The organism is Microbulbifer sp. MKSA007, assembly GCA_032615215.1.
Lineage (GTDB): Bacteria > Pseudomonadota > Gammaproteobacteria > Pseudomonadales > Cellvibrionaceae > Microbulbifer.
The window spans coordinates 1,181,547-1,205,604 of the sequence record CP128433.1; the positions used below are offsets into that span (position 1 = coordinate 1,181,547).

The 24,058-nt window shown below is 52.5% G+C and carries 18 protein-coding genes; 10 read left to right on the forward strand and 8 right to left on the reverse strand.

The window, feature by feature from the left end; translation table 11 throughout:
- Window positions 1-364 precede the first annotated feature (364 nt).
- The 3 genes from QT397_07990 to argS form a co-directional block, all read right to left on the reverse strand.
- The gene (locus tag QT397_07990; GenBank protein ID WNZ57269.1) at window positions 365-1,843 is read right to left on the reverse strand and encodes a nucleoside hydrolase; all 1,479 of its coding nucleotides are present in this window, start codon (window positions 1,841-1,843) and stop codon (window positions 365-367) included.
- A gap of 181 nt (window positions 1,844-2,024) precedes the next feature.
- Complete coding sequence (locus QT397_07995) at window positions 2,025-2,912, reverse strand: SDR family oxidoreductase (GenBank protein ID WNZ57270.1); 888 nt, start codon at window positions 2,910-2,912, stop codon at window positions 2,025-2,027.
- 162 nt (window positions 2,913-3,074) lie between these two features.
- On the reverse strand, window positions 3,075-4,811 hold the full coding sequence (argS, locus tag QT397_08000) for an arginine--tRNA ligase (protein WNZ57271.1): 1,737 nt from the start codon (window positions 4,809-4,811) through the stop codon (window positions 3,075-3,077).
- Between the two features lie 145 nt (window positions 4,812-4,956).
- On the opposite strand from argS, the gene sbcB reads away from it, so the two are divergent.
- The 4 genes from sbcB (at window position 4,957) to QT397_08020 (ending at window position 9,962) form a co-directional block, all read left to right on the forward strand.
- A complete protein-coding gene (gene sbcB / locus QT397_08005; protein WNZ58520.1) occupies window positions 4,957-6,408 on the forward strand; it encodes an exodeoxyribonuclease I in 1,452 nt (483 codons plus the stop codon).
- Window positions 6,409-6,519: 111 nt separating this feature from the next.
- Window positions 6,520-7,536 (forward strand): aspartate carbamoyltransferase, encoded by a 1,017-nt coding sequence (locus QT397_08010; protein ID WNZ58521.1) that lies wholly within the window; start codon window positions 6,520-6,522, stop codon window positions 7,534-7,536.
- A 195-nt stretch (window positions 7,537-7,731) separates the two neighbouring features.
- Entirely contained in the window at window positions 7,732-9,135 is a 1,404-nt protein-coding gene (locus QT397_08015; protein ID WNZ57272.1) for a nodulation protein NfeD, read from the forward strand.
- Window positions 9,136-9,251: 116 nt separating this feature from the next.
- A complete protein-coding gene (locus tag QT397_08020) occupies window positions 9,252-9,962 on the forward strand; it encodes a slipin family protein (GenBank protein WNZ57273.1) in 711 nt (236 codons plus the stop codon).
- Between the two features lie 61 nt (window positions 9,963-10,023).
- Here the strand turns inward: QT397_08020 and pgi are convergent, their stop codons facing one another.
- The 4 genes from pgi to nhaC form a co-directional block, all read right to left on the reverse strand.
- A complete protein-coding gene (gene pgi, locus QT397_08025) occupies window positions 10,024-11,649 on the reverse strand; it encodes a glucose-6-phosphate isomerase (protein WNZ57274.1) in 1,626 nt (541 codons plus the stop codon).
- Between the two features lie 320 nt (window positions 11,650-11,969).
- Complete coding sequence (locus QT397_08030; GenBank protein ID WNZ57275.1) at window positions 11,970-12,164, reverse strand: hypothetical protein; 195 nt, start codon at window positions 12,162-12,164, stop codon at window positions 11,970-11,972.
- A gap of 464 nt (window positions 12,165-12,628) precedes the next feature.
- Window positions 12,629-13,675, reverse strand: coding sequence for a DUF3549 family protein (locus QT397_08035; GenBank protein ID WNZ57276.1), 1,047 nt, complete (start codon window positions 13,673-13,675; stop codon window positions 12,629-12,631).
- Window positions 13,676-13,694: 19 nt separating this feature from the next.
- Complete coding sequence (nhaC, locus tag QT397_08040; GenBank protein ID WNZ58522.1) at window positions 13,695-15,161, reverse strand: Na+/H+ antiporter NhaC; 1,467 nt, start codon at window positions 15,159-15,161, stop codon at window positions 13,695-13,697.
- A 313-nt stretch (window positions 15,162-15,474) separates the two neighbouring features.
- On the opposite strand from nhaC, the gene QT397_08045 reads away from it, so the two are divergent.
- The 6 genes from QT397_08045 (at window position 15,475) to QT397_08070 (ending at window position 22,795) form a co-directional block, all read left to right on the forward strand.
- The gene (locus tag QT397_08045) at window positions 15,475-16,644 is read left to right on the forward strand and encodes a 1-acyl-sn-glycerol-3-phosphate acyltransferase (GenBank protein ID WNZ57277.1); all 1,170 of its coding nucleotides are present in this window, start codon (window positions 15,475-15,477) and stop codon (window positions 16,642-16,644) included.
- A gap of 92 nt (window positions 16,645-16,736) precedes the next feature.
- Window positions 16,737-18,872, forward strand: coding sequence for an ATP-dependent DNA helicase DinG (gene dinG / locus QT397_08050; GenBank protein WNZ57278.1), 2,136 nt, complete (start codon window positions 16,737-16,739; stop codon window positions 18,870-18,872).
- 91 nt (window positions 18,873-18,963) lie between these two features.
- A complete protein-coding gene (locus QT397_08055; protein ID WNZ57279.1) occupies window positions 18,964-19,287 on the forward strand; it encodes a YqcC family protein in 324 nt (107 codons plus the stop codon).
- 232 nt (window positions 19,288-19,519) lie between these two features.
- Window positions 19,520-20,203, forward strand: coding sequence for a RimK/LysX family protein (locus tag QT397_08060; GenBank protein WNZ57280.1), 684 nt, complete (start codon window positions 19,520-19,522; stop codon window positions 20,201-20,203).
- A 55-nt stretch (window positions 20,204-20,258) separates the two neighbouring features.
- A complete protein-coding gene (locus tag QT397_08065; GenBank protein ID WNZ57281.1) occupies window positions 20,259-21,791 on the forward strand; it encodes an inactive transglutaminase family protein in 1,533 nt (510 codons plus the stop codon).
- Between the two features lie 8 nt (window positions 21,792-21,799).
- Window positions 21,800-22,795 carry an alpha-L-glutamate ligase-like protein gene (locus QT397_08070; protein WNZ57282.1) on the forward strand — a complete coding sequence of 332 codons (996 nt, stop codon included), beginning with the start codon at window positions 21,800-21,802 and terminating at the stop codon, window positions 22,793-22,795.
- Between the two features lie 59 nt (window positions 22,796-22,854).
- Here QT397_08070 and QT397_08075 read toward each other — a convergent pair whose 3' ends face one another.
- Window positions 22,855-24,018, reverse strand: coding sequence for a fatty acid desaturase (locus tag QT397_08075; GenBank protein WNZ57283.1), 1,164 nt, complete (start codon window positions 24,016-24,018; stop codon window positions 22,855-22,857).
- Window positions 24,019-24,058 lie beyond the last annotated feature (40 nt).

The window sequence follows — 24,058 nt, forward strand, 5'->3', positions numbered from 1 at the left end:
TAGGGTTTTTGGGGATATGTATTTTAGATTGTTCGGTAATGAAGTTTTGGCGCTGTATGAACGATTCTCTATCTTGATGGCATAGGGATTGCTAGCGACATAGTATATGCTCAAACTGAGCGTAAGCAGTTAATCAAAGATAGGGATGTGGAGCATATATATGAGAATTTAAAATAAATTATTCGATTAGATATCGGGGGGGATATGAGTGAGATATTCAATAGTCGATATCAATATAATTTATTTGAATTAAGTTGTTGCAATTTGGTGTGTTTATCGATGTTTTTTGAAAAGAGAACCTTCTAAAATTTCAGTTTCTGAAGAAATTATTTAAGAGGTTCTCTTTTACTAGTTGCAGTAGTAGTTAGTTTAATTTATTCATACATCTAGGTCCCTTCCGCGCAGCATTAAAGCGGTCACGCAAGCGCTCAATCATCGCTGAGCGCGCAGCATCGTGGTTTATACCCATAACCACATTTACTGCCAAGCCCTCACCGGTCTCAGAAAAAGTAGTCTTCCCTACTGTTGGGTCAAAGGTAATCGGATCATAAGGTGTTGTGCTATCGGCTAGGCCTGCATCTAGTTGATCGACGGTGATATAGCCGGGCACTAATTCCATTTCCAAGGTTTCAGGCTCCAGTAGTACCAGCGCAGCAATAATATCCCACAGGCGAATAACGGCATCCATGGCGAAGTCACCATTACCCTGGAAATCTCCACCCTCAAATTCACGAATGGAACTGAGGAGTTGGGAGGTGTAGCAGGCTTCCGGAGTTGCGCGGCGCTCTGCGAGGGCTTCGATGGTGCTGCCTTGTACTTTGGCCATATCGGTTGAGTTGGTCGGAACCAGATAGGTTTCAATATTATTTTTACTCAGGGCGTCGAAGGCCCATTGTGCGCTCAGTGGGTCGAGCAGAATATTGAATTCCTGATGGGTACTGAAGTCGCTGTCACAGCCAAAGCTGGGGTGGGAGAAAATATTACCGCCCAGATTTCTAGATTTATCGCCAAAGCAGGCTGCTTCGTGATTCTCAGTAAACGGCTCATAATTCTCAAAGCCACCACCCATCATAATAACGCGGTCAATTTTAGCTAGCTGCTCTTCGTTGGCTTTGCCAAGTACCCGGGCCAGGGTGGTGAGTTTGCCGGTGTTGAAAACTACTGGGCGTTGCTCCAGGTTATCCATCGTTTCCAGGATAATGTCTTCGGCCAGCTCAAAATTGAAGGAGACACCATTGTTACCTTGGTAGCGGTAGTGCTCCTGTTTTGCGCGCGGGATTAGGTGGTCAGTTCCATACAAGGTGGAGCCGTTGTCACGCCAGGGGCCGGGTACATACTGGCCGTAGAGATTGATACCCATGGCGTTGCGGCGCTCCAGGTTCCAGGTGCCGGTGGAGAAATCGGAGGAGTTGGGTAGTTGGTAGTCTTCTCTGCCGAGAACGGCCTTATCGTCATTCACTGGAGATACTGAAGCTTTGCCGTTTGCGCCGTAGGCGACTTCTTCTGTGGCAAAATAGGCTCCGCGAATAACCTGGGTATCGTTATTTCCCAGCCATTCGAGGATGTTGTAAACAGTGTTGGCCCCGTGCGCTACGGTATTGAAAGAGTCCTCAACGACAGCCAGCTCCAGGGTATAGCGTGGGTCTTTGGCGATTAGCATCAGTGCTACGGCATCGTCAAAGTTATTGAAGTCGCCAATCCAGATAATGGGTTGGGCGTTCTCGATCTTGATGGCCTGGTGTGGTTTCTTGCTGTGAGGTCCGCTATCCGCATTGCAAGAAGCCAATGTGGTTAGGCTGCCCAGTACCAGAGCTCCTACAGAGAACCAGTGTTTTAATTTCATTTATCCTTCCCTAAATATTCGAGTGGTTTTACTCGGCAATCCAATAGCTCCTCCCTGATCTACTCGATTGCCACCTTGTAGCACCGTTTGTTGTATGAGTTAACGGTATTACACAGGTGTGAGCCGGAACATGGCCGGCAGCGATACTTCCCTGTAGCGCTTTGTCTGAAAGCTGTTTAAATCAGCCTTCAATAAATGGCTTTAAATTTCGTAATAGCTGTTGCTCCAGGGGTTCACTACCGCTAATTCCCATACCTGTCAGTTTTGATTTATCCAGCTGGCAATTGTAAGGGCGTGGCACTGTAAAATTGGGTTCACTTTCAGCGCTCAGGTGTTCGGCATTCAGGTTGCAAGCCTTGGCAATAATGTGTGCGAGTTCGTAGCGTGTGCAGGCCGTATCGCCACTCCACTGGTAAATGCCTTCAAAATTCATACCACTACGAATTTTTAGCAGGCATTGCTCCAGTACTTCAGCCACTTCCTCAACACTGGTGGGAAAACGAATAGCCCAGTGATCCAACGTGACTGGCTTTTGCTCGCGCAAAGTATCCAGTAGGGCGGTGATACCGGATTCCTCCAGATAGGCAACGGGCCCGAATAACCAGGGCAACCTCAATACCCAGTGGTTGCCGTTATTCAGTACCGCCTCTTCCCCTGCCAATTTACTGCGGCCATAGAAGTTAACCGGGTTGGGATTGTCATCAGCTTTGTAGGGCGGGGTGCTGCCATCAAAAACATAGTCGGTGCTGATATACACTAATTGTGTATCGTTTTCGTTACAGTATTTCGCCAGGAATTCTGTGCTGCTGACATTGAGCTGCCAGGCGGTGTCGGGGCTGTCGGCGCAGCGATCAGGCCAGCGCTCGGCGGCGCAGTGAATGACAATATCGGGATTAACCTGTTGCAGGCAGGTCTTTACCGCTTCGCTATCGGACAAGTCCAGGCGAATTAAATTTTCTCCCGCGCGGGAAAAGGCGGTACCGGTAACAGAAAAAACCGGATTGTTGGAAAGCTGTTTAAATACACTGCGCCCCAATAGGCCGGAGGCGCCGGTAATCAGTATTTTCACGGGTGATTTCCTTTTGTCAGGCTGGCGGGAAACGTGTGGCCTGAGTGGGATAAAAGATGGTGCAGGATGGTTGGGTAGGCCACAACTGAAGGCCGCCTACCCGGGTGCTGCCCGGTTTGCCTATCTGAAAAGTTACAGAAGGTGATACCGGGCTGGAGCAATTTACATCTGCTCCATCACTTCAATGCCAAGCAGGTCGAGGCCAGTAGCGATAGTGCTGGCCACTAGATTACATAATTGTAAGCGGCTGTGCTTCTGCTGTTCACTTACGCCTTCTTTCAGTACTGGGCAGGCTTCGTAGAAGCTCATATAGGCACTCGCCAGTTCGTACAAGTAGGTGCAGAGTACGTGCGGGAAGGTATCTTTGGCTACCTGGTCCAGTACTTCGCCAAATTGGCTTAGTTTAATTGCCAGGGAGCGTTCCTGTGGGCTTTCCAGTTGGATATCGCCCTTGAGCTCACTCGGCTCAATACCGGCTTTACGGAAAATACTGCGTACGCGGGTGTAAGCATACTGTAGGTAGGGGGCGGTATTGCCCTCAAAGCTCAGCATGGATTCCCAGCTGAAGATGTAATCGTTAGTGCGGGTCTTGCTTAGGTCCGCATATTTCACCGCGCCGATGCCCACCTTGCGCGCGATTTCTGCACAGGTTTTTGCATCCAGCTCCGGGTTTTTCTCAGCCACCAGTTTCTCTGCACGCTCTACTGCTTCATCCAGGAGGGCTGCCAGTTTTACGGTGCCGCCGGTGCGGGTCTTAAATGGTTTACCGTCGTCGCCCATCATGGTGCCAAAAGCGCAATGCTCAAGAGAAACCGACTCTGGCAGGAAGCTCGCTTTGCGTGAGGCGACAAAGGCCTGCTGTAGGTGCAGGGATTGGCGAGCATCAACAACATATAGGATACGGTCGGCACTGAGTTGGTTGGCGCGGTAGCGGATAGCGGCCAGGTCGGTGGTGGCATATAGGTAGCCGCCGCCTTTCTTCTGGATAATCATCGGGCTGGGGTTGCCTTCCTTATCGGCCATCTCTTCCAGGAAAACTACGATCGCGCCCTGGTCTTCAACGGCGATTCCATTATCCAGCAGCTCTTTTACCAGCACCGGCAGATCATCGTTGTACTGGCTTTCAGCGTAAACGTCTTCCTGTTTGAGGGTGACATTCAGCTTGGAGTAGATTTCTTCGCAGTGGCTGATAGAGATATCAATAAACTGCTTCCACAGTTTCAGGCACTGCTCATCTCCGCCTTGCAGTTTTACAACGTATTCACGGGCGCGATCGGCAAAGCCCTCTTCGTCATCAAAGCGAACCTTGGCTTCGCGGTAGAAGACTTCCAGATCGGCCAGTGCCACTTCTGCATCACTGTCTGCCAGCTTGTCGGAAAGGTGTGCCAGCAACATGCCGAATTGGGTGCCCCAGTCGCCCATATGATTTTGGCGAACTACTTTGTGCCCCTGGAACTCCAGCAGTCGTGCCAGGGCATCACCGATAATGGTGGTGCGCAGGTGGCCTACGTGCATTTCTTTGGCCAGGTTGGGATGGGAATAGTCGATGACTACGGTCTTGGGCTCTTCAACCGAGGCGATATTCAGGCGCTTATCGCCTTGGGCGGACAATAGTTGCTGGCTCAGCCACTGTTCACTCAGATGGATGTTTAAGAAGCCAGGGCCTGCGATCTCGACCTTTTCGATCATATCGCCTTTATCCAGCTGCTCAAGGATCTTGCCAGCCAGCTCGCGCGGGTTGGTGCCCATGCGCTTGGCAGCGCCCATAGCGCCGTTGGCCTGGTAGTCGCCAAACCCGGCCTTTTTCGCAGGTGCCACAATCGGGCCGCATTCTTCGGGGATACCGGCGGCGAGCATGGCGGCCTGGAATTTGTCGGTGAGGAGCTGGCGAATATTCATAGAGTGAAGTGCTGTCTTAAATTCGTGGAAACGCCGAATTTTAATGGGCGGTGGCGGCTTTGCAACCAGCGTTGGCAAAGGAGTTGGTCCGGAGTGCTCGAAATCTCGACTTGGGTGTCCAGACGAGGAGGTTCTCGGTGGTATGATGCCGCCAAATTATGGAGGTACCGTGAGTTCTACCACACTTTATTGGCACGATTATGAAACCTGGGGTACAGACCCGGGTGCCGACAAGCCGGCGCAGTTTGCCGGTATCAGGACCGACGAAGAACTGAATATCGTCGGCGAGCCATTGATGATTTACTGTCGCCCTTCAGTGGATTGCCTGCCACAGCCGATGGCGAGCCTGGTGACTGGCATTAGCCCGCAGAAAGCCCTGGCCAATGGAGTGCCGGAAATAGAGTTTATCCAGCGCATCCTCGCCGAACTGGGTGCGCCGGGCACCTGTGGGGTGGGCTACAACAGCTTGCGTTTTGATGACGAGGTAACTCGCTACACCCTTTATCGTAATCTGCTCGATCCCTATGAGCGGGAATGGCGCTCCGGCAACAGCCGTTGGGACATTATTGACATGGTGCGCCTCACCTACGCCCTGCGCCCAGAGGGAATCCAGTGGCCCACCCGTGAGGACGGTGCGCCGTCCTTCCGCCTGGAAGAATTGACCGCTGCCAATGGGATCTCCCACGAGGGCGCCCACGATGCGCTGTCGGATGTGCACGCCACCATTGATATGGCGAGGCTGATCCGCAAACAGCAACCAAAGCTTTACGATTATGTGTTCCGCCTGCGTCGCAAGCAGGAGGCCGCCAAGATGATCGATATGCGCGAGCGCCGTCCGCTATTGCATATTTCCGGCAAGGTCTCTGCTAATCATGGTCACTTGACCTATGTGATGCCCTTGGCCAGTCACCCGGTTAACCGCAATGCGGTTATTGTTGCCAACCTGGCAATGGACCCCGAGCCATTACTCAGCCTGGATGCAGACACTCTGCGAGAGCGCCTGTACACCTCTCGCGACAAGCTGGGTGAGGGTGAGTTGCCGGTAGGGCTGAAACTGGTGCATTTGAACAAGTGCCCGGTATTGGCGCCTGCAAATATGCTGGATGACAAGCGCGCCACTGAGCTGGGTATCGATCGCACAACCTGTGAGGCGAACTGGCAGAAGCTCAAAGATATCGATTTGACAGAAAAGCTGCACAACGTATTCCTGGATCGGGAATTCCCTGAGAGAGATGTGGAAGCGGACCTTTACGGTGGATTCCTCAGCGACTCTGACCGCGATATCTGCCGTGAACTGCACCGTGGACTGGCGGCCCGAGGTCCGGAAGCTTTGGCGGGTGAAGTGCCTTTCACCGATAAGCGCCTACCCGAGCTGCTATTCCGTATGCGGGCGCGCAATTTCCCCGAGACCCTGTCTGAGGAAGAGCACCAGCGCTGGCAGATCTGGTGTTTCCAGCGCTTAACTGACGCTACTGCCGGGGCCTCAATCACCCTGGAAGATTACTTCCGCCAGCTGTCTGAGCTGCGGGTTCAGTACCCGGAGCGCATCTCCCTGATTACAGAGCTGGAGAACTGGGGCGATAGCTTACTTGCCTAATGTGTCGAATCACGTCAGCGGCCGTTCTTCCTCTGGGCTCTTTCCTGGTGCCCGAGTAGAATGCCGCTCGCGAATACCCGGCGCCCACAAGGCGCAACCACTGGAGTAACCATGGACTTTATCGGAGCCAATATACTGTCGGTCAGCCAATTTGAGCGCGCCGACATAGAGCGTGTATTTGATGTAGCTGACGCCATGACCCCCTATGCACAGCGTGAAAAGGTAACGCGTGTATTGGAAGGGGCGATTCTCGGCAATATGTTTATGGAGCCGAGCACTCGTACTCGCCTGAGTTTTGGAGCCGCCTTTAATCTGTTGGGCGGTACTGTACGTGAAACGGTAGGAATTACTGCCAGCGCTATGGCAAAGGGCGAATCCCTTTACGACACCGCCCGAGTGCTATCGGGCTATAGCGACGTGATTTGTATGCGCCACCCAAAAGAAGGGTCGGTGGCTGAGTTTGCTGAAGCGAGTCGTGTGCCGGTGGTCAACGGCGGCGACGGCGCCAATGAACACCCCACCCAGGCACTGTTGGACCTCTACACCATTCGCAAGGAACTGGCTGCGCACGGCCGCACCCTTGATGATTTTCGTATCGCCATGATCGGCGACCTCAAGCACGGCCGCACGGTGCACTCCCTGTGCAAACTGCTGTGTTTGTTTGGCAAGGTGCAGATTACCCTGGTTTCTCCACCGGAACTGGCGATGCCGGAAATGATTGTGGAGATGCTGCGCGGGGCGGGGCACGAGGTGACGGTTACCGATCAGCTTGAATCCTCTATCTCCCATGTGGATATTGTTTACTCCACCCGTATCCAGGAAGAGCGTTTCGCCTCTCAGGAAGAGGCCAACCGCTACCGTGGGCGCTTCCGCCTGAATAAGGCTATTTTTACCCGCCACGCAGAGCCTAACACGGTAATTATGCACCCCCTGCCACGGGATTCACGGGCAGAGGCGAACGAACTGGATACCGACCTGAATGAACATCCGAGCTTGGCGATTTTCCGCCAGACCGACAATGGCTTGCTGGTGCGTATGGCTCTGTTTGCCATGTTGCTGGGTGTTGAGAATCAGGTAGATAAATATTCCCGCGATGTGAACTGGTATAGCCGACGCAATCGGGTATAAAACTACTCAACTGGGCGTAAATCCCGGTGGAAATAAACAAGGCCCCGGCTAATTCTGTTAATCTGATGGAATTAGCCGGGGTTTTTTGTTTCCGGTTTAGGGTGTCGTGAATGCTAAAGTGATTTTGCTTTTTCGCTGTGGCACTCAATATCCAAATATTGGCGTTGAGCCAGATGTCGCATCAGGGATGGATGCATGTCGAAGCAGATTTCGCCCATTTTGTTCTTTCGCAGCCTGGTTTTCCTGGCGCTGCTGCTCAGCCTTTTTGTGTACAAAAGTGCCGCCCAGGAAGAGCCCTTTCCCCATGTAGCCATACTCAAAATTGATGGGGCCATAGGTCCCGCGACGACTGATTATTTCAAGCGGGCTACGCAGGAGGCTGTGGACCAGGGCGCAGAGTTGGTGATTCTGCATCTGGATACCCCTGGGGGGTTGGATGCGGCTTCGCGGGATATCATCCAACATATCCTTGCGTCTCCTATCCCTATTGCCACCTACGTTTACCCCTCCGGCGCGCGCGCTGCCAGTGCGGGAACTTATATTCTCTATGCCAGCCAGATCGCCGCTATGGCTCCTGCTACCACCTTGGGAGCGGCTACTCCAGTGCAGATTGGCGGACCTCAGGGCACACCTATGCCGGGGGGAAAGCAGGAGGAGAAAAAAGAAAAGGCGGAAGACGGTGAGGATGGAGAAAAAGAAAAACCGCTTGCTGGAACAGCCATGGAGCGCAAAGTCGTTAATGACTCTGTCGCGTTTATCCGAGGGTTGGCACAGCGCCATGGGCGCAATGCGGAATGGGCAGAAAAAGCTGTACGCGAGGCCGCGACCCTGACGGCTCCGGAAGCGTTAAAAATGAATGTTATCGATATTGTTGCGGATAATGATGACGATTTATTGCGCCAGGTTGCTGGTCGAAAAGTATTGCTCGATACCGGTGATTATACGATTCCTGAAAATATTGCCGAGCTGCAAAGTGAAAGTTACGAGCCGGATTGGCGCAATGAATTACTGGCCCTGATTACCAATCCTCAAGTGGCCTATATTTTGTTATTGGTGGGTATTTATGGGCTTATTTTTGAGGGTTATAGCCCCGGTGCTTTTGTTCCCGGGATTGTTGGTGTTATCTGCCTGCTTCTGGCATTTTATGCCTTGCAAGTTTTACCGATTAATTACGCTGGTCTTGCATTAATTATTATTGGCGCATTGCTGATTGTGGCAGAGGTTTTCATGCCGAGTTTTGGTGCCCTGGGGATCGGCGGAATTGTTGCATTGGTGATTGGCTCTGTAATGCTTATTGATAGTGATGTGCCGGGAATGCAGGTTTCCAAACAGCTGATTGGGGCTATTGCCGGTGTAAGTGGTGTTTTTTTATTGATGTTGTTGACCGCTGTTGGACGCAGTTTACGCCAGCCGAAAGTCCCGGCAGACCAGGCTTTTGTGGGTCGCTCTGCGGTGGTAAGCGAAGTTAAGGACGCAGAGATCTTGGTGCATCTCGATGGAGAGATTTGGCAGGCGACCTGTAACCAGCCTCTGAAGGTGGGTCAGAAAGTTAGAGTAGTGGCCCAACACGGCATGGTTTTACGGGTAGAGGTGGAATAGGTAGGGCAATCAATTGAGCTAATGACAGCGCTCAACAGTTAAGGTGGGATTAAGGAGAGTCCAATGATGCTCAGTTATTTTTTGGGATACTGGTAGTCGCACTCATACTGCTACTGATGTATGCCATTCGTATTTTGCGGGAGTATGAGCGCGCAGTGGTATTTTTCCTGGGGCGTTTCCAAACAGTGAAAGGGCCAGGACTGATTATAATCATTCCCATTGTTCAAACTATGGAGCGCGTGGATCTGCGCACTGTGGTGATGGACGTACCCACCCAGGATGTTATCAGCAGGGATAATGTCTCAGTAAAAGTCAACGCAGTGGTTTATTACCGGGTAATTAATCCACAGTCTGCAATTATTAATGTGGAATTTTATCACGAGGCTGTAAGCCAGTTAGCGCAAACTACATTGCGTTCGGTACTGGGTAAGCACGAGCTGGATGAGATGTTATGTGAGCGAGACAAGCTAAATGTAGATATCCAAAAAATACTCGATGAGCAAACAGATGCCTGGGGTGTAAAAGTTACTAATGTAGAGATTAAGCATATCGATCTTGATGAAAGTATGGTGCGGGCTATCGCACAGCAGGCAGAGGCGGAGCGCGCGCGGCGGGCTAAAGTTATACACGCAGAGGGGGAGGCGCAGGCGGCTTTAAAGCTGACTGAGGCAGCGAATCAATTATCGAAAAATGCCAACGCGATTACTTTGCGATATATGCAAACCATGATTGATATTGCCGGCGCAAATAACAGCTCTACAATTGTATTTCCGTTGCCACTGGATCTAATTGAGCCAATGCTGAAGCGGGGCTCTGCATCCAGTTAACGATGTCCTTAGCAAAGATCAAAAAAGGCCGCACTAATTAGTGCGGCCTTTTTTGTAGAGTTTAGAGCAGCTTTTTCATCAGGCTGCGGGTTGAACTATCCCAGTCATCCTGAGGAATTTCACCCTTGGCAGCCTTATGGATTTTTGAACTCAACTGCTTACCAAGTTCGACGCCCCACTGATCAAAGGGGTTGATCCCCAGCAGGCAGCCGCCAACGTAGACCTTGTGCTCGTACAGTGCCAGGAGCGAGCCCAGGTGGAAAGGATCTAACTTTTCCAGGATCAGGGTGTTGCTGGAGCGATTACCAGGGATTACTTTATGTGGGGCTAGGGCGTGGGCCTCGCGATGAGTGTGACCAGCTTCTTCCAGCTCCTGGCGGGCCTCATGCAGGCTTTTGCCTCGCAGTAGCGCCTGGCTCTGGCTAATACAACAGGCCTGCAGCCAGCGGTGCTGTTCGAGGAGTTCAGACGTCGGTTCCTTGACTGCGATAAAGTCTGCTGGAATAAGGTCGGTTCCCTGGTGCAATAATTGGTGGAAAGAGTGTTGGCCATTCGTACCCTCACTGCCCCAGATAACGCTGCCACTGGGGTAGCCCAGCGCCTGCCCGTCCTTGTCGACACTTTTACCCAGGCTCTCCATATCCAGCTGCTGTAACCAGGCGGGGAATCGGGCCAGGCGCTGCGCGTAGGGCAGCACGACATGGCTGGTCGTATGCCAGCACTGGCGATACCAGAACTGGGTCAACGCCATCAGTACGGGTAGATTGGACTCCAGTGGAGTAGTGGCGAAGTGCTGGTCCATTGCATTGGCGCCTTGCAGAAGCTGTTCAAAAACTTCATAGCCGCAAGCAAGAACAATTGGCAGGCCGATAGCAGACCAGAGTGAGTAGCGACCACCCACCCAATCCCACATTGGGAAAATATTCTCAGGAGCAATTCCGAAATCCTGAGCAGCAGTAATATTACTGCTCACCGCAACAAAGTGTTTGGCCAACTGCGACTCATCGCAACCGGCAGATAACATCCAGCGACGTGCGGACAGCGCATTTTCACGGGTTTCCAAGGTGGAAAAGGACTTGGAAGCAATTACAAAAAGGGTTTCTTCCGCATCGATACCAGCCAAGGTGTCGCTAAGGTCTGCGCCATCGATATTTGCTACAAAGTGCACATCGATAGAGTCTTTGTGCCAAGGACTGAGGGCCTCTACCGCCATGCGCGGACCCAGGTCGGAACCGCCGATACCGATATTCACGATATGGCGGATCGGTTTATCTGAGAAGCTGCGCCAGCTATGGTTGTGCACCGATTCGGCAAACTGTTTCATTTGCTCGCGGCAATCTTTTACCGCCCGCTCTTGTTCAGTTTTCGGTTGCCCCTGAAATCGCAGTGCGGTGTGCAGGGCAGGGCGGTGTTCGGTATTGTTGACAATGGCCCCGTTCACTAGCGCAGTAATTTGGTTGTTCAGACCCTGCTCTTCTGCATATTCCAACAGCAACTTAAGGGTGTCTTCACGCAAGTGGTTCTTACTGTAATCCAGATAGATTCCGGCTGCGTCTGAGCTGAACTTATCTGTCCTTTGGGGATCCGTTGCAAACAGCTCTCTCAAGGACCACTTATGTTGGTCAAAATGGGACTTCAACCGTGAGATTGCCGCTACACGGCTTAAAGCCAGGGTTTCACTAGTCATGGTATTCGGTTTGTTCTCTTCTGAGCCTTTTTATTGCCACTTGGCTAAAACGTACACAAATCAAATTTTATTTATTATTTCTGGGCGGCAATGCTAACGGCATTTTCTTTGCCGGGCCAGCGCCGCGGGCATCACAGTCTATTACAGGGAATGTTTCGAGATAAGGAACTGTGTGGGGAAAGACAAATGCCGCTCGTTAGAGCGGCATTTTGTGGTGATCCATACTAAATAAGGCTTTGTAAATCGGGTGTCTGTCAGCGGTGATTTGGTCAAAACTTCATTTAGTATGAATCACCACGCTGTCGGGCAAGAAAAAGATTTTACTTGACCACCTTCATGCAGCGCACTCTGTCGGAAGCCATCCAGCAGTCGGCATCTGCAGGACAAGCCATGGATAGAGGAATTTGTTCAGCGCCGGGTGGGCAGTAAGCTGGAGGTGCCGGAGGGCTACAGCAACCTGCAAGAACCAGTGCACTGATAATTCCAATTAAGTACTTGGCTGGAGTGAAATTCATCCCCTAACTCCTTTCCGTTGATGTTAGCCATTAGCATAGCCAATAAAACGTCACCTGTTGGTCAGCTTTGTAAAATCTGTTCTACAAAGGTACCGCCTATTTGAGTGTAATAGGCGTTGGGTTTAAATGTCTGTCAATGATCAAGTTATGAAAAGAGGTGCGCCAATTTATTTTAAAAAACTACTTAAATAAGGGGTTTTTTAAAAAATGTGATTTGTGCTGACCGTTTTTTATGGTGAATTTCGGTTGTTTAATCTACGCGCTGAAACTGATCTCGCCAGTTTTGAGGCAGACTCTAAGAATTATTATTGTGGCTGACAATGCCGCTTGATGGATTGGGGAGTTTTTTTGCGATGCAAAGAAAATGGTTTCACGAGTAAGAGTTTTTTCTGTTAAAAATTCTCACTCGTGAAAGTAGCTTTAATGGGTGAGGGAGCACCAGCTGAGGCGTTATCTTTAGGCCTTCAGTGTGTCGGTTTGGGTCCGTGCAAAAAATTGCCAAAGGCTACTGCGAGACTTTCTTTTCTTGCCGGGTCACGGAGAGCACTCAATAGGGCGATTCGCACTTTCGGAATGAACATTAAATCGGAAAGCAGTAAGTTAAAAGTCTGCTGGTCAGCGGCATCGGCCAGCTTGCCAACCCACTGTGCGGCCAATTCTTGTCCTTCCAAATCTTGGACGCAGCGACTGCCTATTGCGGCCAGGACTTCTTTATTCCGGTTGCTGGCATCTTCAGCCAAAAGTGACTGTATAAATGCCTGTCGCAATCCTGTGGCTGGTGAGTGAGAGATACCCCTGATAGCAGCAGCGGCCACCGAGATATCCGGCGTGTTTGCGGTCAGTTCTTGCTCTGCTCGCTCAATAATGGCTGCTGCAAGACGGTGGTCGACCGGCTGGTTTTCCAGGCAATGGCAAATGTTAATAAAAACCGGAGCCGCGACTTTTCCAATCTGGCGCATTAGCAAAGTGCTTTCTTTTTCCCAGCGCACGGCCAAGTCGGCAATCCCTTGCAGCGCAAGGTTGTCCCAGCGGTGATTTTCCGGGTCGCCAAAATAGCGCAGGACAGGCTCGTAATGTTCGCTGGGCTGGCGGCCCAGCAGAAGCGCTGTTTGGGAGTGAAATGCTGCCTGCCGCTCAGTTGATGGGGTAAACAGCAAGCCACTTTGCTGCAGCAGCTGGTCCAGCTGCGCAGCAGATTCAGAAGCGGGTCCCTGCTTGAGTTCCTGTGCCAGAGCGCGAAGTAATCCATCTCGGGCTTGAAGTTGCAGCTTGCCCTGCTCGTCCAGCGGAAAGCGCAGGAACCAGACGATGGGTTCACCGCCTTCGGCTGGTTGCAGCAGCAGGCCCGTCCAGGCCTGGCGCAAGTATGGGTGTGGCCAGGGAGCCAGACCTGCTTCGAAGGATGCCGCAGTGGATTTCGAAACCGACTGCAAGCGCCGGCCCAGATCGAACCAGCGCAATTTGAAGTCAGCCTGCTCGATCAGGGCGCTTAGGGTACCGCTTTCACTCATAGGGGTTTTGTCTATTTCCTTAAGATGCCGTAGCCGCTACAGAAATGGGCTTCTGTTTAAAGTGCAGCCAGCCATAGGCGATCGCCAACAGAGGGCAGATAATATTGAATAGGGCAAAAGGTAAATACTCCCAGGTAGCAATACCCAGCGTTGCCGCCATAAAGGCACCACAAGTATTCCAGGGAATCAGCACAGAGGTGATGGTGCCGGAATCCTCGAGGGTACGAGACAAGTTAAGCCCGTGTAGGCCCTTTTCCTTGAAGGCTTCGCGGAACATACGGCCCGGAATAATAATCGCCATGTACTGATCGCCAGCGGCCAGGTTCATGCCAAAGCAGGTGAATACGGTGGCAGTTACCAGGCCACCCACAGTTTTAACCAGTGACAAAACTCCCTGGACGATGACCTGTAGGAATCCGGCCCGCTCCATAGCGCCGCCGAAGGCCATGGCGGAGGTGATCAGCCATACGGTGTTGAGCATGCTGCTCATACCACCTTTGGACAGCAATGCAGCCACGTTCTCGTTGGTGGAAGTGGACTTATAGCCGTCGAACAGGCTGTACCAAGCGCCCTTCAGGGGGGCTAAAGCACCTTCACCACCACCGAGTCGACGGGCGGCTTCCGGTTCGAAAATCAGTGCGATGGCACAGCCAACCAGGGAGCCGATGATCAATGTTGGGAAAGCGGGGACTTTGCGCCAAGCCATTGCCAGCAACAAGATCAAAGGCAGCAGGCTAACCAGGGAAATTTTGAACTCACTGCTAAGGGCGGTGAGCAATGATTCGATATCAGTTGCGGAGGCAGAACTGGCTTCAGAGGTAAAACCCAGGAAAGCGAAAACCGCCAGGGCGATCGCGAAGGCCGGGATCGCTGTGGACATCATATGGCGAATATGCTGGAACAGATCATTGGATGTTACCGCTGCGGCCACGTTGGTAGTGTCAGATAGCGGAGACATCTTATCGCCGAAGTAGGCGCCAGAGATTACCGCTCCGGCAGTGACCTCAAGGGATAGGCCCAGAGCGCCGGCAATTCCCATCAGTGCCACACCCAAGGTGCCCGCTGTGGTCCAGCTGGAGCCAATACTCAGTCCTACTACGGCACAAATAATACAGCTGGCGGCGTAGAACCACTGTGGCGACAGAATCTGCACGCCGTAATAGATCATTGAAGGCACTGTGCCGGCCAGAATCCAGCTACCGATAAGTGCACCTACAGACAGTAGGATCAGAATAGCGCCAAATACCAGGCCAATGCCGTGGAGCATCCCACCTTCCATGTCGTTCCAGCTGTGTCCGTTCTTCATCCCCATTAGGGCCACAACGCAGGCACAGAGCAGTAACGCTATTTGATTGGGACCGTAGGAGGAGTCTGCACCGTAGAAATATACGGATAGTGACAACAGGGCGACGAGAATCCCGAGAGGGATCAGGGCGTCCGTTAAGCTGGGAGCGCGCGGCTCTGAGCTGGGGTTGGATTGAGACAAGGTGAACTCCTGCTTGACTGCGTGGCTAGCGCCGTATTCGTTATCGTTGTTTTGCCGTCGGCGGCGGTTAATAGCCTTATTCTCATAGCTTGGGGCGGTGAAGTCCACTTTGTATCATCGCACCATCGCTGTATTTTGGCGTTGACCTGGTCGTCGAAACCGGATTTATCACTGCGGTCAACTATCTGGTCGGGTCCAGTGCTGGCAGTTCGTCGACGCTTCCGGTATGTTCTGCGCCCAGTAGTCCCGGCTGATCCAGCCGCAAAATAAATAAGTGCGGGCCGTCTGAGGCAGGTCCGACAGGTAGTATTTCATGAGAGCAAGTGAGTTAGACCCCTCTCAATTCGAGGATATGCGCCCCTATCGCGATGATGAAGTGCGCGAGGTTATCAAAAGGCTAATTGCCGACCCGGAAATGTCCCATGCAGCGGCGCATTTCCTTGTCCCCAAACTGGCTCAGCTGGAGGGCGCCGTCGCCTGGTTGGTACGTCAGTTTCTGCGCTTTGAACTGCGCAATGTTCGCAATGTGCGGGATCTTCAAGAGATTGTCGGCAAATATATGGAGAAGGTGATCAAGCGCACCACCTCCGGCCTGAGCATTTCTGGTCTGGACACCCTGCCCAGGGATCGCGCCTGCCTGTTTGTCAGTAATCACCGCGACATCGCTATGGACCCGGCGCTGATGATTCAGGCGATGTTCCGCGAAGGGCATGAGACCTCCCGCATTGCGATTGGAGACAACCTGCTCAGCAAGCAGTTTGCCAGCGACCTGATGAAGTTGAACAAGTGCTTCACTGTGGTGCGCAGCTCGGGCAGTCGCCGGGAAAAGCTGCAGGCAGCAACCCAGTTGTCCAATTACATCTATCACTCCATCGTCAACGATAACGAGCATGTGTGGATCGCACAGCGTTCCGGGCGCGCCAAAGATGGCCTGGATCGCACCAATCCAGCACTCTGCGCCATGTTCGCCATGACTAAGGACCGGGAAACGCCCTTTGCCGATTTTTGGCGCAAGTTGCACATTGTTCCGGTGTCTATTTCCTACGAATGGGACCCCTGTGATGCACAGAAGGCCAAGGAAATTTACGTTACCGAGCACAAGGACGAGTACAAGAAGGGTAAAAACGAGGACTTGGCCTCGATTGGTAAGGGCATTGTCGGTCACAAAGGCCGTGTACATGCCGCCTTCGGCACGCCGATTGAAGGTGATTTTAACGATGTAAACAGCCTGGCTGAAGAAATAGATCGCCAGGTTATCGGCAACTACACATTGCATCCATCCAATATGATTGCCTACGAGATGGTTTACGGTGAGGTTCCGCAATTACCGGTGGGATATCCGGCTAAAGCCTGGGACCCCGCTGCACATAAAGAAGAGCGGGAGAAGTTTGAAGCGCGCATGGCTCGGGTCGATGAGCGCTGGCGCGACAAGGCTATTCAGGCCTACGCCAATCCCGTGGTATCTCGCCTCGCCTATGAGTAAGGCCCGCTGAGTTCAGAAGCTGGTGGGGAGAGGGCGCTTAGTGGATAATAGCGCCCCCTGCGCCAGCCACTTAGTGAATAGACCTCACCCCCGTGCTCAACGAAAAACACAAAAGCGCCATTCAGGGCGCCTATAGCCAATTTCTGTCTGGCCGAGGGCTGAAAGCCCGCTACGGGCAGAAGCTGATGGTAGCCGCCATTGCCCGCTCCCTGGGTTCCATCGCCCAGAATGCCAGTGGTGAGCGCGATAGCGACAAGACTGATGGCGAGCATATCTGTGTGGTTGAAGCGGGTACGGGTACCGGTAAAACCGTAGCTTACCTTCTCGCCTCTATTCCCCTGGCCCAGGCCCAGGACAAGACCCTGGTGATATCCACCGCTACGGTGGCCCTGCAGGAACAGATTATCCACAAGGACCTGCCAGAAGTTGCTCGTCACAGTGGGCTCAAATTTGAGTTTGCCCTGGCGAAGGGCCGTGGCCGCTATCTCTGCCTATCCAAGTTGGATCAACTCTTGTCCAGCTTTTCTGCCTCCGGCACCGGCCTTTCCCTTGGTCTCTATGAAGATGAACTCCCGCAGGTGGAAGCGGAGAGTGTCGCTCTCTACCAGAAGATGACGGATAGCCTGACATCGGGTACCTGGGATGGCGATCGGGATAACTGGCCGGATACGATTGAGACGGATGATTGGAGTCGGGTTACCACTGACCATCGCCAGTGCAGTGGCCGCCGCTGCCCCCATGTCACCAATTGCAGCTTCTTCCGAGCGCGAGAGAGCCTGGGCAAGACACCGGTGATAGTTGCCAACCACGACCTGTTGCTGGCGGACCTGGCCCTGGGTGGTGGCGCGATTCTTCCGCCCCCGGAAGAGACTATCTATGTACTTGATGAAGCTCACCATCTACCGGAAAAGGCCCTCAATCATTTCTCTCACCACAGCCGCGTAGGGGCTTCCACCGGCTGGTTGGATCAAACCAATAAGGCCCTGGGGCAGATGCTGGGTGAGATTGGTGACGGCGCCCAGATCGACCGCTGCGGCGAGCAACTGCCGGCGGTTCTCACCTCTGCCAAGCAGGGGTTGGAGCAGATGTGGCCGCTGATTGAAGAGCTGTGTGAATTTGAAGATGAGCGGGGCAATACCATCCGCCATCGCTTTGAAGGTGGGGTAATCCCCGATTCCATGTCGCAGCTGGCGGAAAAGCTGCGGGAAGACTTTGATGAGTTGGAAAGCCTGCTCAGCAAGATGTTGCAGACCGCCCAACGAATGATGGAGGACGGCCACTCGCCGGTACCCCTGGCAGATCTGGAGCGCTGGTACCCCCAGTTGGGCAGTTGGCATGGGCGCGCTGAGGCCAATCTTCTGTTGTGGGCGAATTACGCCCGTGCCGATGCTGATGGCGCATTGCCCCAGGCGCGCTGGGTCACCCTGGTGGACTGGGGCGGCTCCACAGATTTTGAGGTTTGCAGCTCACCGATACTCGCAGGCAAAACCCTGGAGTACAGCTTGTGGCGCCGCTGTTACGGCGCGGTACTGACTTCGGCCACACTCACAGCTTTGGGGAAATTTGATCGTTTGCAAATGCGTGCCGGTACTCCGGACAATGCCAGCTATCAGGTGGTGCCGAGTCCTTTCGATTTTTCCCGTGCAACACTGCAAGTGCCCCCGGAAGCTGTAGATGCGGGCAATGCAGAGCAACACACAGACGCCATTATCGATGCGTTGCCAGATCTGTTGAAAGGGGAGGGTGGCGCTCTGGTGCTGTTTTCCTCCCGGCGCCAGATGGAGACGGTTTACGAGGCGCTCCCTGGTACCTGGCGCAACCGAATCCTGATGCAGGGGCAGCAATCCCGCCAGCAGTTGCTGGATAGCCACCGTGAGATTATCGATGGCGGTGGCAGCAGTATCCTGTTCGGGCTTGCAAGTTTTGCCGAGGGATTGGACTTGCCTGGTGACTACTGCCGCCACGTGGTTATTGCGAAACTGCCTTTCGCGGTGCCCGATGATCCGATTGAGGCGGCGCTGGCGGAGTGGATTGAAGCTAAGGGCGGCAATCCATTTATGCAAATCACAGTGCCGGATGCAGCCCTAAAATTGGTGCAGGCCTGCGGGCGCTTACTGCGGGCAGAAGGGGACAGCGGCACAGTCACTTTGCTGGATCGCCGGGTGGTTACCCGTCGCTATGGTCAGGCAATACTCAATTCACTGCCGCCCTTTAATCGAAAAATTTAGAAAATCTTTGGTCGTATTTGCGCTGTTACTCAGATTGGGCAGGTGGCTATTGCGTATTATCACGGCTGTAAATGTGAAGGTTCTATGAGTTATGCAACCTATTTATTCTGAAATCGCTGATCAGCTCCTGTTCCTCGAGTCCGAACTGCGCAGCCTGCAGGTTTGGCAGGATAATGCGCCGCCTGCAGAAGCCCTGGCCAGCACCGAGCCATTTTGTGTGGATACTTTGACCTTGCCCCAGTGGCTTCAATTTATTTTTTTGCCGCGTATGCAGGTCCTGATTGAAGGGGAGATGCCCCTGCCGGGCCAGTGTGGTATTGCTCCGGTTGCCGAGGAGTTCTTCAAGGGGCGGGATGATGCTGCGGCATTGCTGGCTATTTTGGAGACTATCGATCAGCGCCTGCAGCGGGGCTAACCAGCTTCTGATTCCCTGAGCCCGGTGCTCCCAATCACTCTGGGCGGCATGTCACATTGTTAGTGTTGAGTCCCGCGACTCGGCGGACATCGCTGTGCAGTGGCCGCGCTCATGAGCTAATATCGAGCTTTTGCCTGAGGCGGGGAGCAATTTCTCCGTCAGATAAGCGAACACCGCGCGTTTGTAGCGGTCCGAATGGCATTGCTAATGGGGCTTGAGGTAATTGGTCGGTATGCAGAGATTTTCCCTTCTGTGGTTAATGTTGACGCTTTCGGTGCTCGCCGGTTGTGAGTCACTGATGTATCCGGGGCGGGACAGGGCCGCTCAACCAGCGGAAGTTGCACCACCGGTAGAATCACCTGATTCTGCAATGCAGTGCCCAGAGCCTGCGGAAGTGATTTGTGCGGAACCGGAAGTGAAGGTTGTTGAGCGGGTAATCGAACGAACTGTAGAAAAAGTAGTCGAAGTGCCCGTTGCCAAAGATAAGCTGGTTTTGGGGTCGGTAGAAGAAGTGGCCATAGAGCCTCCCGGCCTGATCCTGGAATCCGTTGTCGATACAGGTTCACCAACCTCCACACTGCGGGTCAGGAAGCTGACTCCGTTCGAGCGGGATGGCAGGGACTGGATCAGGTTCCAGATTGTTCAGTCGAGCAAAATGGACCCGGTTTCGGTAGAGCTGCCGATAAAACGCCATGTTCGAGTGGAGCGCCTGGGCTTTGATAATCAGCGCAGGCCGGTAGTGGAGCTTAACCTGACCGTTGGGCGTATAACCCACCAAGTCGAAGTTAACCTGACCGATGAGGGCGGCTCTGATCTATTGATGCTGCTGGGACGCAACTTCCTCAAAGATGCCGCTGTTGTCGATGTGAGCCGGCGCAATGTCCAGGGCCAACCCCAAATAGACGGGGTTAAATAGGCCAGTTATCCAATTGGGTTCCTAATTGGGACCTCAGAGTTACGGGGAATGGCGAATGTCGCCGCGTGTCCAAGTTTATGTAATTGCGGCGTTACTCGCATTGGTAGGAGCAGGCCTGACCGCCTATAAAAACCTCGAGTTGGGTTTTCCGCTGTTGCCGGGTGAGTACCGCACCGTGTGGACCATCGAAGCAAAAGTGGGCTTCGATGCCGATGGCGGTCCGGTGAAGGCCGCACTGACCCTCCCGCGCGAGCAGCGCAATATGGAAATACTGGGGGAGACCTTCAGCTCCTCCGGTTTTGGTTTCTATATCGCGAGAGAAGATGATGCCTATCGGGCCATTTGGTCTCGCCGGGCCGCAAGAGGCCCCCAATCTCTCTTCTATCAGCTGGATGTCTACCAGCGTCCCGGTGCTGCGCTGGCGCAGCCTCTGGATCTGAGCACTGAGATACAAAAACCCTTCCTGGGGGCCCGTGAGCAAGAAGCGGTGCGCTTGGCGATTTACTCCCTGGTTGAGCAGGCCCGCGAGCGCTCTTCTGATGTGGAATCTCTCACTACCCAGTTACTATTCGAATTGAATGACGATGAAAATCAGGATCGCAACCTGATCTTCCGTCATTACGCTGACCGCTCTTTCGTGGATGTTGCCTTGCTTGTACTGGCCACAGCCGATATCCCCGCCCACCGTATTCGCGGCCTCTACCTGGAGGATGATCGACGTCGACTATCTCCAGAAGATCTGCTTGAGGTCTATGATGGCAAGCGTTGGATCGTGTTTGAACCCAGCAGTGGCCAGCCTGGTGTGCCGGAAAATTTCTTTATTTGGCAGCGCGGCGGCAAGAGTCTTTTAGATCTTGAGGGCGGTCGTAACTCCCAAGTGACTTTCTCTGTGATTGCCAATGATGTCCCCGCTCGCGATGTCTCTATGCGCAGCACCAAAGATGAGAAAGATGCGCTGGTGGATTTCTCGATCTACAGTTTGCCCATTGAGCAGCAGAGTATTTTCAAGCTGATTCTGCTGGTGCCTGTGGGAGCCCTGGTGGTGGTGCTGCTGCGTGTGTTTGTAGGTCTGCGCACCTCCGGTACCTTTATGCCGGTACTGCTGGCAATTGCCTTTATCGAAACCCAGCTGATTACCGGTTTAGCGATTTTTACTTTGATCCTGATCCTCGGCCTTTGGGTGAGGTTCTATCTCAGTAGGCTCAATTTGCTATTGGTATCGAGGATCGCCGCCGTCGTGGTGACGGTGGTGATAATAATGGGGGCAATCAGTGTGGTCAGCTATAAGCTGGGCATTGAGCAGGCTCTCACAGTGACATTCTTCCCGATGATTATCCTTGCCTGGACTATCGAGCGTATGTCGATTGTGTGGGAGGAGGATGGTCCCTACGAGGTGGTGGTGCAGTCCGGGGGCAGTTTGTTAGTGGCGATACTGGCTTGGTGGGTAATGACCAACCGCTATATTGAGCATTGGACGTTCAACTTCCCCGAGTTACTGTTGGTATTGCTGGCCTTTATTCTGGTGGTGGGCAACTACACCGGATATCGACTCAGTGAGTTGATGCGTTTCCGTCCGCTGGTTCGCTAGGGGGCGTTATGCTGCAATTTTCAGTTAAGCATATCTTCAATAAAGTTCGCGGCGGAGTGGTATCTCCGCTGACCCTGCGCCGCATGGGGGTGTTGGGGATGAATGCGCGTAATATTGACTATATTGCGCGCTATAACGATCGCAAAAAATATCCCATCGTCGACGACAAGCTAAACACTAAGCGCGCGGCTAAAAAAGCGGGAATTCCTGTGCCCGAGCTGATCGAGGCATTTGAAAGCCCTGCCAGCCGCAAGCGAGTTATGGAGGTGATTGACCCTCTATGGCAGTTTGTTATCAAGCCGGCACGGGGCTCGGGTGGTAAAGGTATTCTCGTTATTGCCGGTCGCAATGGTGACAAATATAAAAAGATATCCGGTGCTGAAATTGATGCGCTGGATATCTTGCGGCACGTGAGCAATATTCACAGCGGCCTCTACAGTCTCGGTGGCAAACCCGACAGGGTGATGGTGGAGGCCCTGGTGGACTTTGACCCGGTCTTCGATCGCTACTCTGTTGAGGGTGTGCCTGATGTGCGGGTTATTGTTTTTCGCGGTTATCCGGTGATGGCCATGCTGCGCTGCTCAACCCACGCCTCAGATGGTAAAGCCAATTTGCACCAGGGCGCTGTAGGTGTTGGTATCGACCTGGCCACGGGCAAAAGTTGTCATGCGGTAATGCGCGGGTTGCGAATTGACCAGCACCCGGATACTGAAGTGCCTTTCGATGCATTGCAGGTACCAGGTTGGTACGAGTTGGTCCGCTTGGCGGCAAGCTGTTACGAAATGACCGGGCTGGGTTATTTAGGCTGTGACATTGTCCTGGATCGTGAACGTGGCCCGCTCTTATTGGAGGCTAATGCGCGCCCGGGATTGGCAATCCAAATCGCCAATGGTGTTGGCTTGCGCGAGCGCTTGGGCTTTATCGAAAAATTTGATGAAGAAATGTTCAGGAAAAATGTGGATGAACGGGTGGCATTTTCCATGCGCAAATTTGCCAGCGACTAGGAAAGTCCGCTAATAGTTTATCGATTTTATTATCTTGCAAAGCAATACTTATTGCCTGGTTAGGGGGTGGTCGCCCCTTCGATTGATCGAATTTTTTCAATTAGAGTTTTTAGCCGCTTTCCTTGCATTTTGAGTCCATATTCAAGTTCTTGGATTTTCGTTTGGATCGAAGTGAGTTCCCACTCGCTGGGTGGCTGACCATGTTTTTCTCCATGGCGTAAAAATTGAAGGGATTTCCAGTTCTTCAATAACTTGGCGAATCCACGAGCCTCACTTTCCAGAATCTCTTGCCAGCTCTCTTTATCTTTAGTCTTTTCAATTTTCTCCCTGGCTTGTTTGAAAAGCTGCTCTACCTTTACTTTTTGGATCTGAATAGGTGGAGCAACCCTTAAATTATAGGTGAGTCCAACAAGGCTCAATGATTTGATCAACCATTTGGTAGGGTCATACTGGAACCAGCGAATACCACTTCGATAATCTATCTGAAAGGTGTGGTGATAATTGTGATAACCCTCGCCAAATACAAATAGGTTGAGGAAAGCGTTATCTCTTGCGCTGATTGATCCCTTATAGGGGCGTCGGCCCCATAAATGTCCAAATGAGTTAATCATAAAAGTAGTGTGATGATTAACCACAAGGCGCAATACTCCGGCCAGCAAAACCATACCGAGAACGTCTCCAGTAATGATCCCCAAGATTATAGGTAGGCCAAGGTTCATGGCGATAATGATGGGAACATAGTTATTGTGTTGCCACATTACCAACTTGTCCCTTTGAAGATCCTTAACATTTTTGTAATCGAGATAACTGCTGGGATATTCGTGCATCATCCAGTCCATATGGGAGAACCAGAAGCCGCGCCCTGCTGAATAGGGGTCTCGATTGTTATCGTCGATAAATTGATGATGGTATCTATGGCTTGCACACCAATTTAAAGTGGTGTTTTGCATGGCTGCCGCACTGAATAAAATAAATAAAAGTCGAATTGACCAGTGGGCTTCGTAGCTTTTGTGTGACCACAACCTGTGATTTCCTGCTGCTATAGAAAAGCTGCAAAGTGCACCAAAAATGGCAAATGCAAGCCATTGATACCAGTGGTACCCGTAGACAAATCCATAAATCGGTACTGCGGTAAGTGCTAACAAACCTGTGCTGGCAAATAAAATTGTGGGAATCCAAAAACGTTTTCGCTGATTGCTGGAACTTAGAGGAGTTGCGTTCATAGCAGGCCCCCTTTATTGAGGATTGCCCATGACTATTTTG

Bases quoted from the DNA above. Each gene is read 5' to 3' on its own strand.
- QT397_08065 (WNZ57281.1), top strand. From the start codon at position 20,259: ATGTCGCCGCGTGTCCAAGTTTATGTAATTGCGGCGTTACTCGCATTG.
- argS (WNZ57271.1), bottom strand. From the start codon at position 4,811: ATGAATATTCGCCAGCTCCTCACCGACAAATTCCAGGCCGCCATGCTC.
- QT397_08010 (WNZ58521.1), top strand. From the start codon at position 6,520: ATGGACTTTATCGGAGCCAATATACTGTCGGTCAGCCAATTTGAGCGC.
- QT397_08015 (WNZ57272.1), top strand. From the start codon at position 7,732: ATGTCGAAGCAGATTTCGCCCATTTTGTTCTTTCGCAGCCTGGTTTTC.
- QT397_08045 (WNZ57277.1), top strand. From the start codon at position 15,475: ATGAGAGCAAGTGAGTTAGACCCCTCTCAATTCGAGGATATGCGCCCC.
- QT397_08075 (WNZ57283.1), bottom strand. From the start codon at position 24,018: ATGAACGCAACTCCTCTAAGTTCCAGCAATCAGCGAAAACGTTTTTGG.
- QT397_08035 (WNZ57276.1), bottom strand. From the start codon at position 13,675: ATGAGTGAAAGCGGTACCCTAAGCGCCCTGATCGAGCAGGCTGACTTC.
- sbcB (WNZ58520.1), top strand. From the start codon at position 4,957: ATGCCGCCAAATTATGGAGGTACCGTGAGTTCTACCACACTTTATTGG.
- pgi (WNZ57274.1), bottom strand. From the start codon at position 11,649: ATGACTAGTGAAACCCTGGCTTTAAGCCGTGTAGCGGCAATCTCACGG.
- QT397_08055 (WNZ57279.1), top strand. From the start codon at position 18,964: ATGCAACCTATTTATTCTGAAATCGCTGATCAGCTCCTGTTCCTCGAG.
- QT397_08020 (WNZ57273.1), top strand. From the start codon at position 9,252: ATGTATGCCATTCGTATTTTGCGGGAGTATGAGCGCGCAGTGGTATTT.
- QT397_07990 (WNZ57269.1), bottom strand. From the start codon at position 1,843: ATGAAATTAAAACACTGGTTCTCTGTAGGAGCTCTGGTACTGGGCAGC.
- QT397_08070 (WNZ57282.1), top strand. From the start codon at position 21,800: ATGCTGCAATTTTCAGTTAAGCATATCTTCAATAAAGTTCGCGGCGGA.
- QT397_08060 (WNZ57280.1), top strand. From the start codon at position 19,520: ATGCAGAGATTTTCCCTTCTGTGGTTAATGTTGACGCTTTCGGTGCTC.
- QT397_08030 (WNZ57275.1), bottom strand. From the start codon at position 12,164: ATGAATTTCACTCCAGCCAAGTACTTAATTGGAATTATCAGTGCACTG.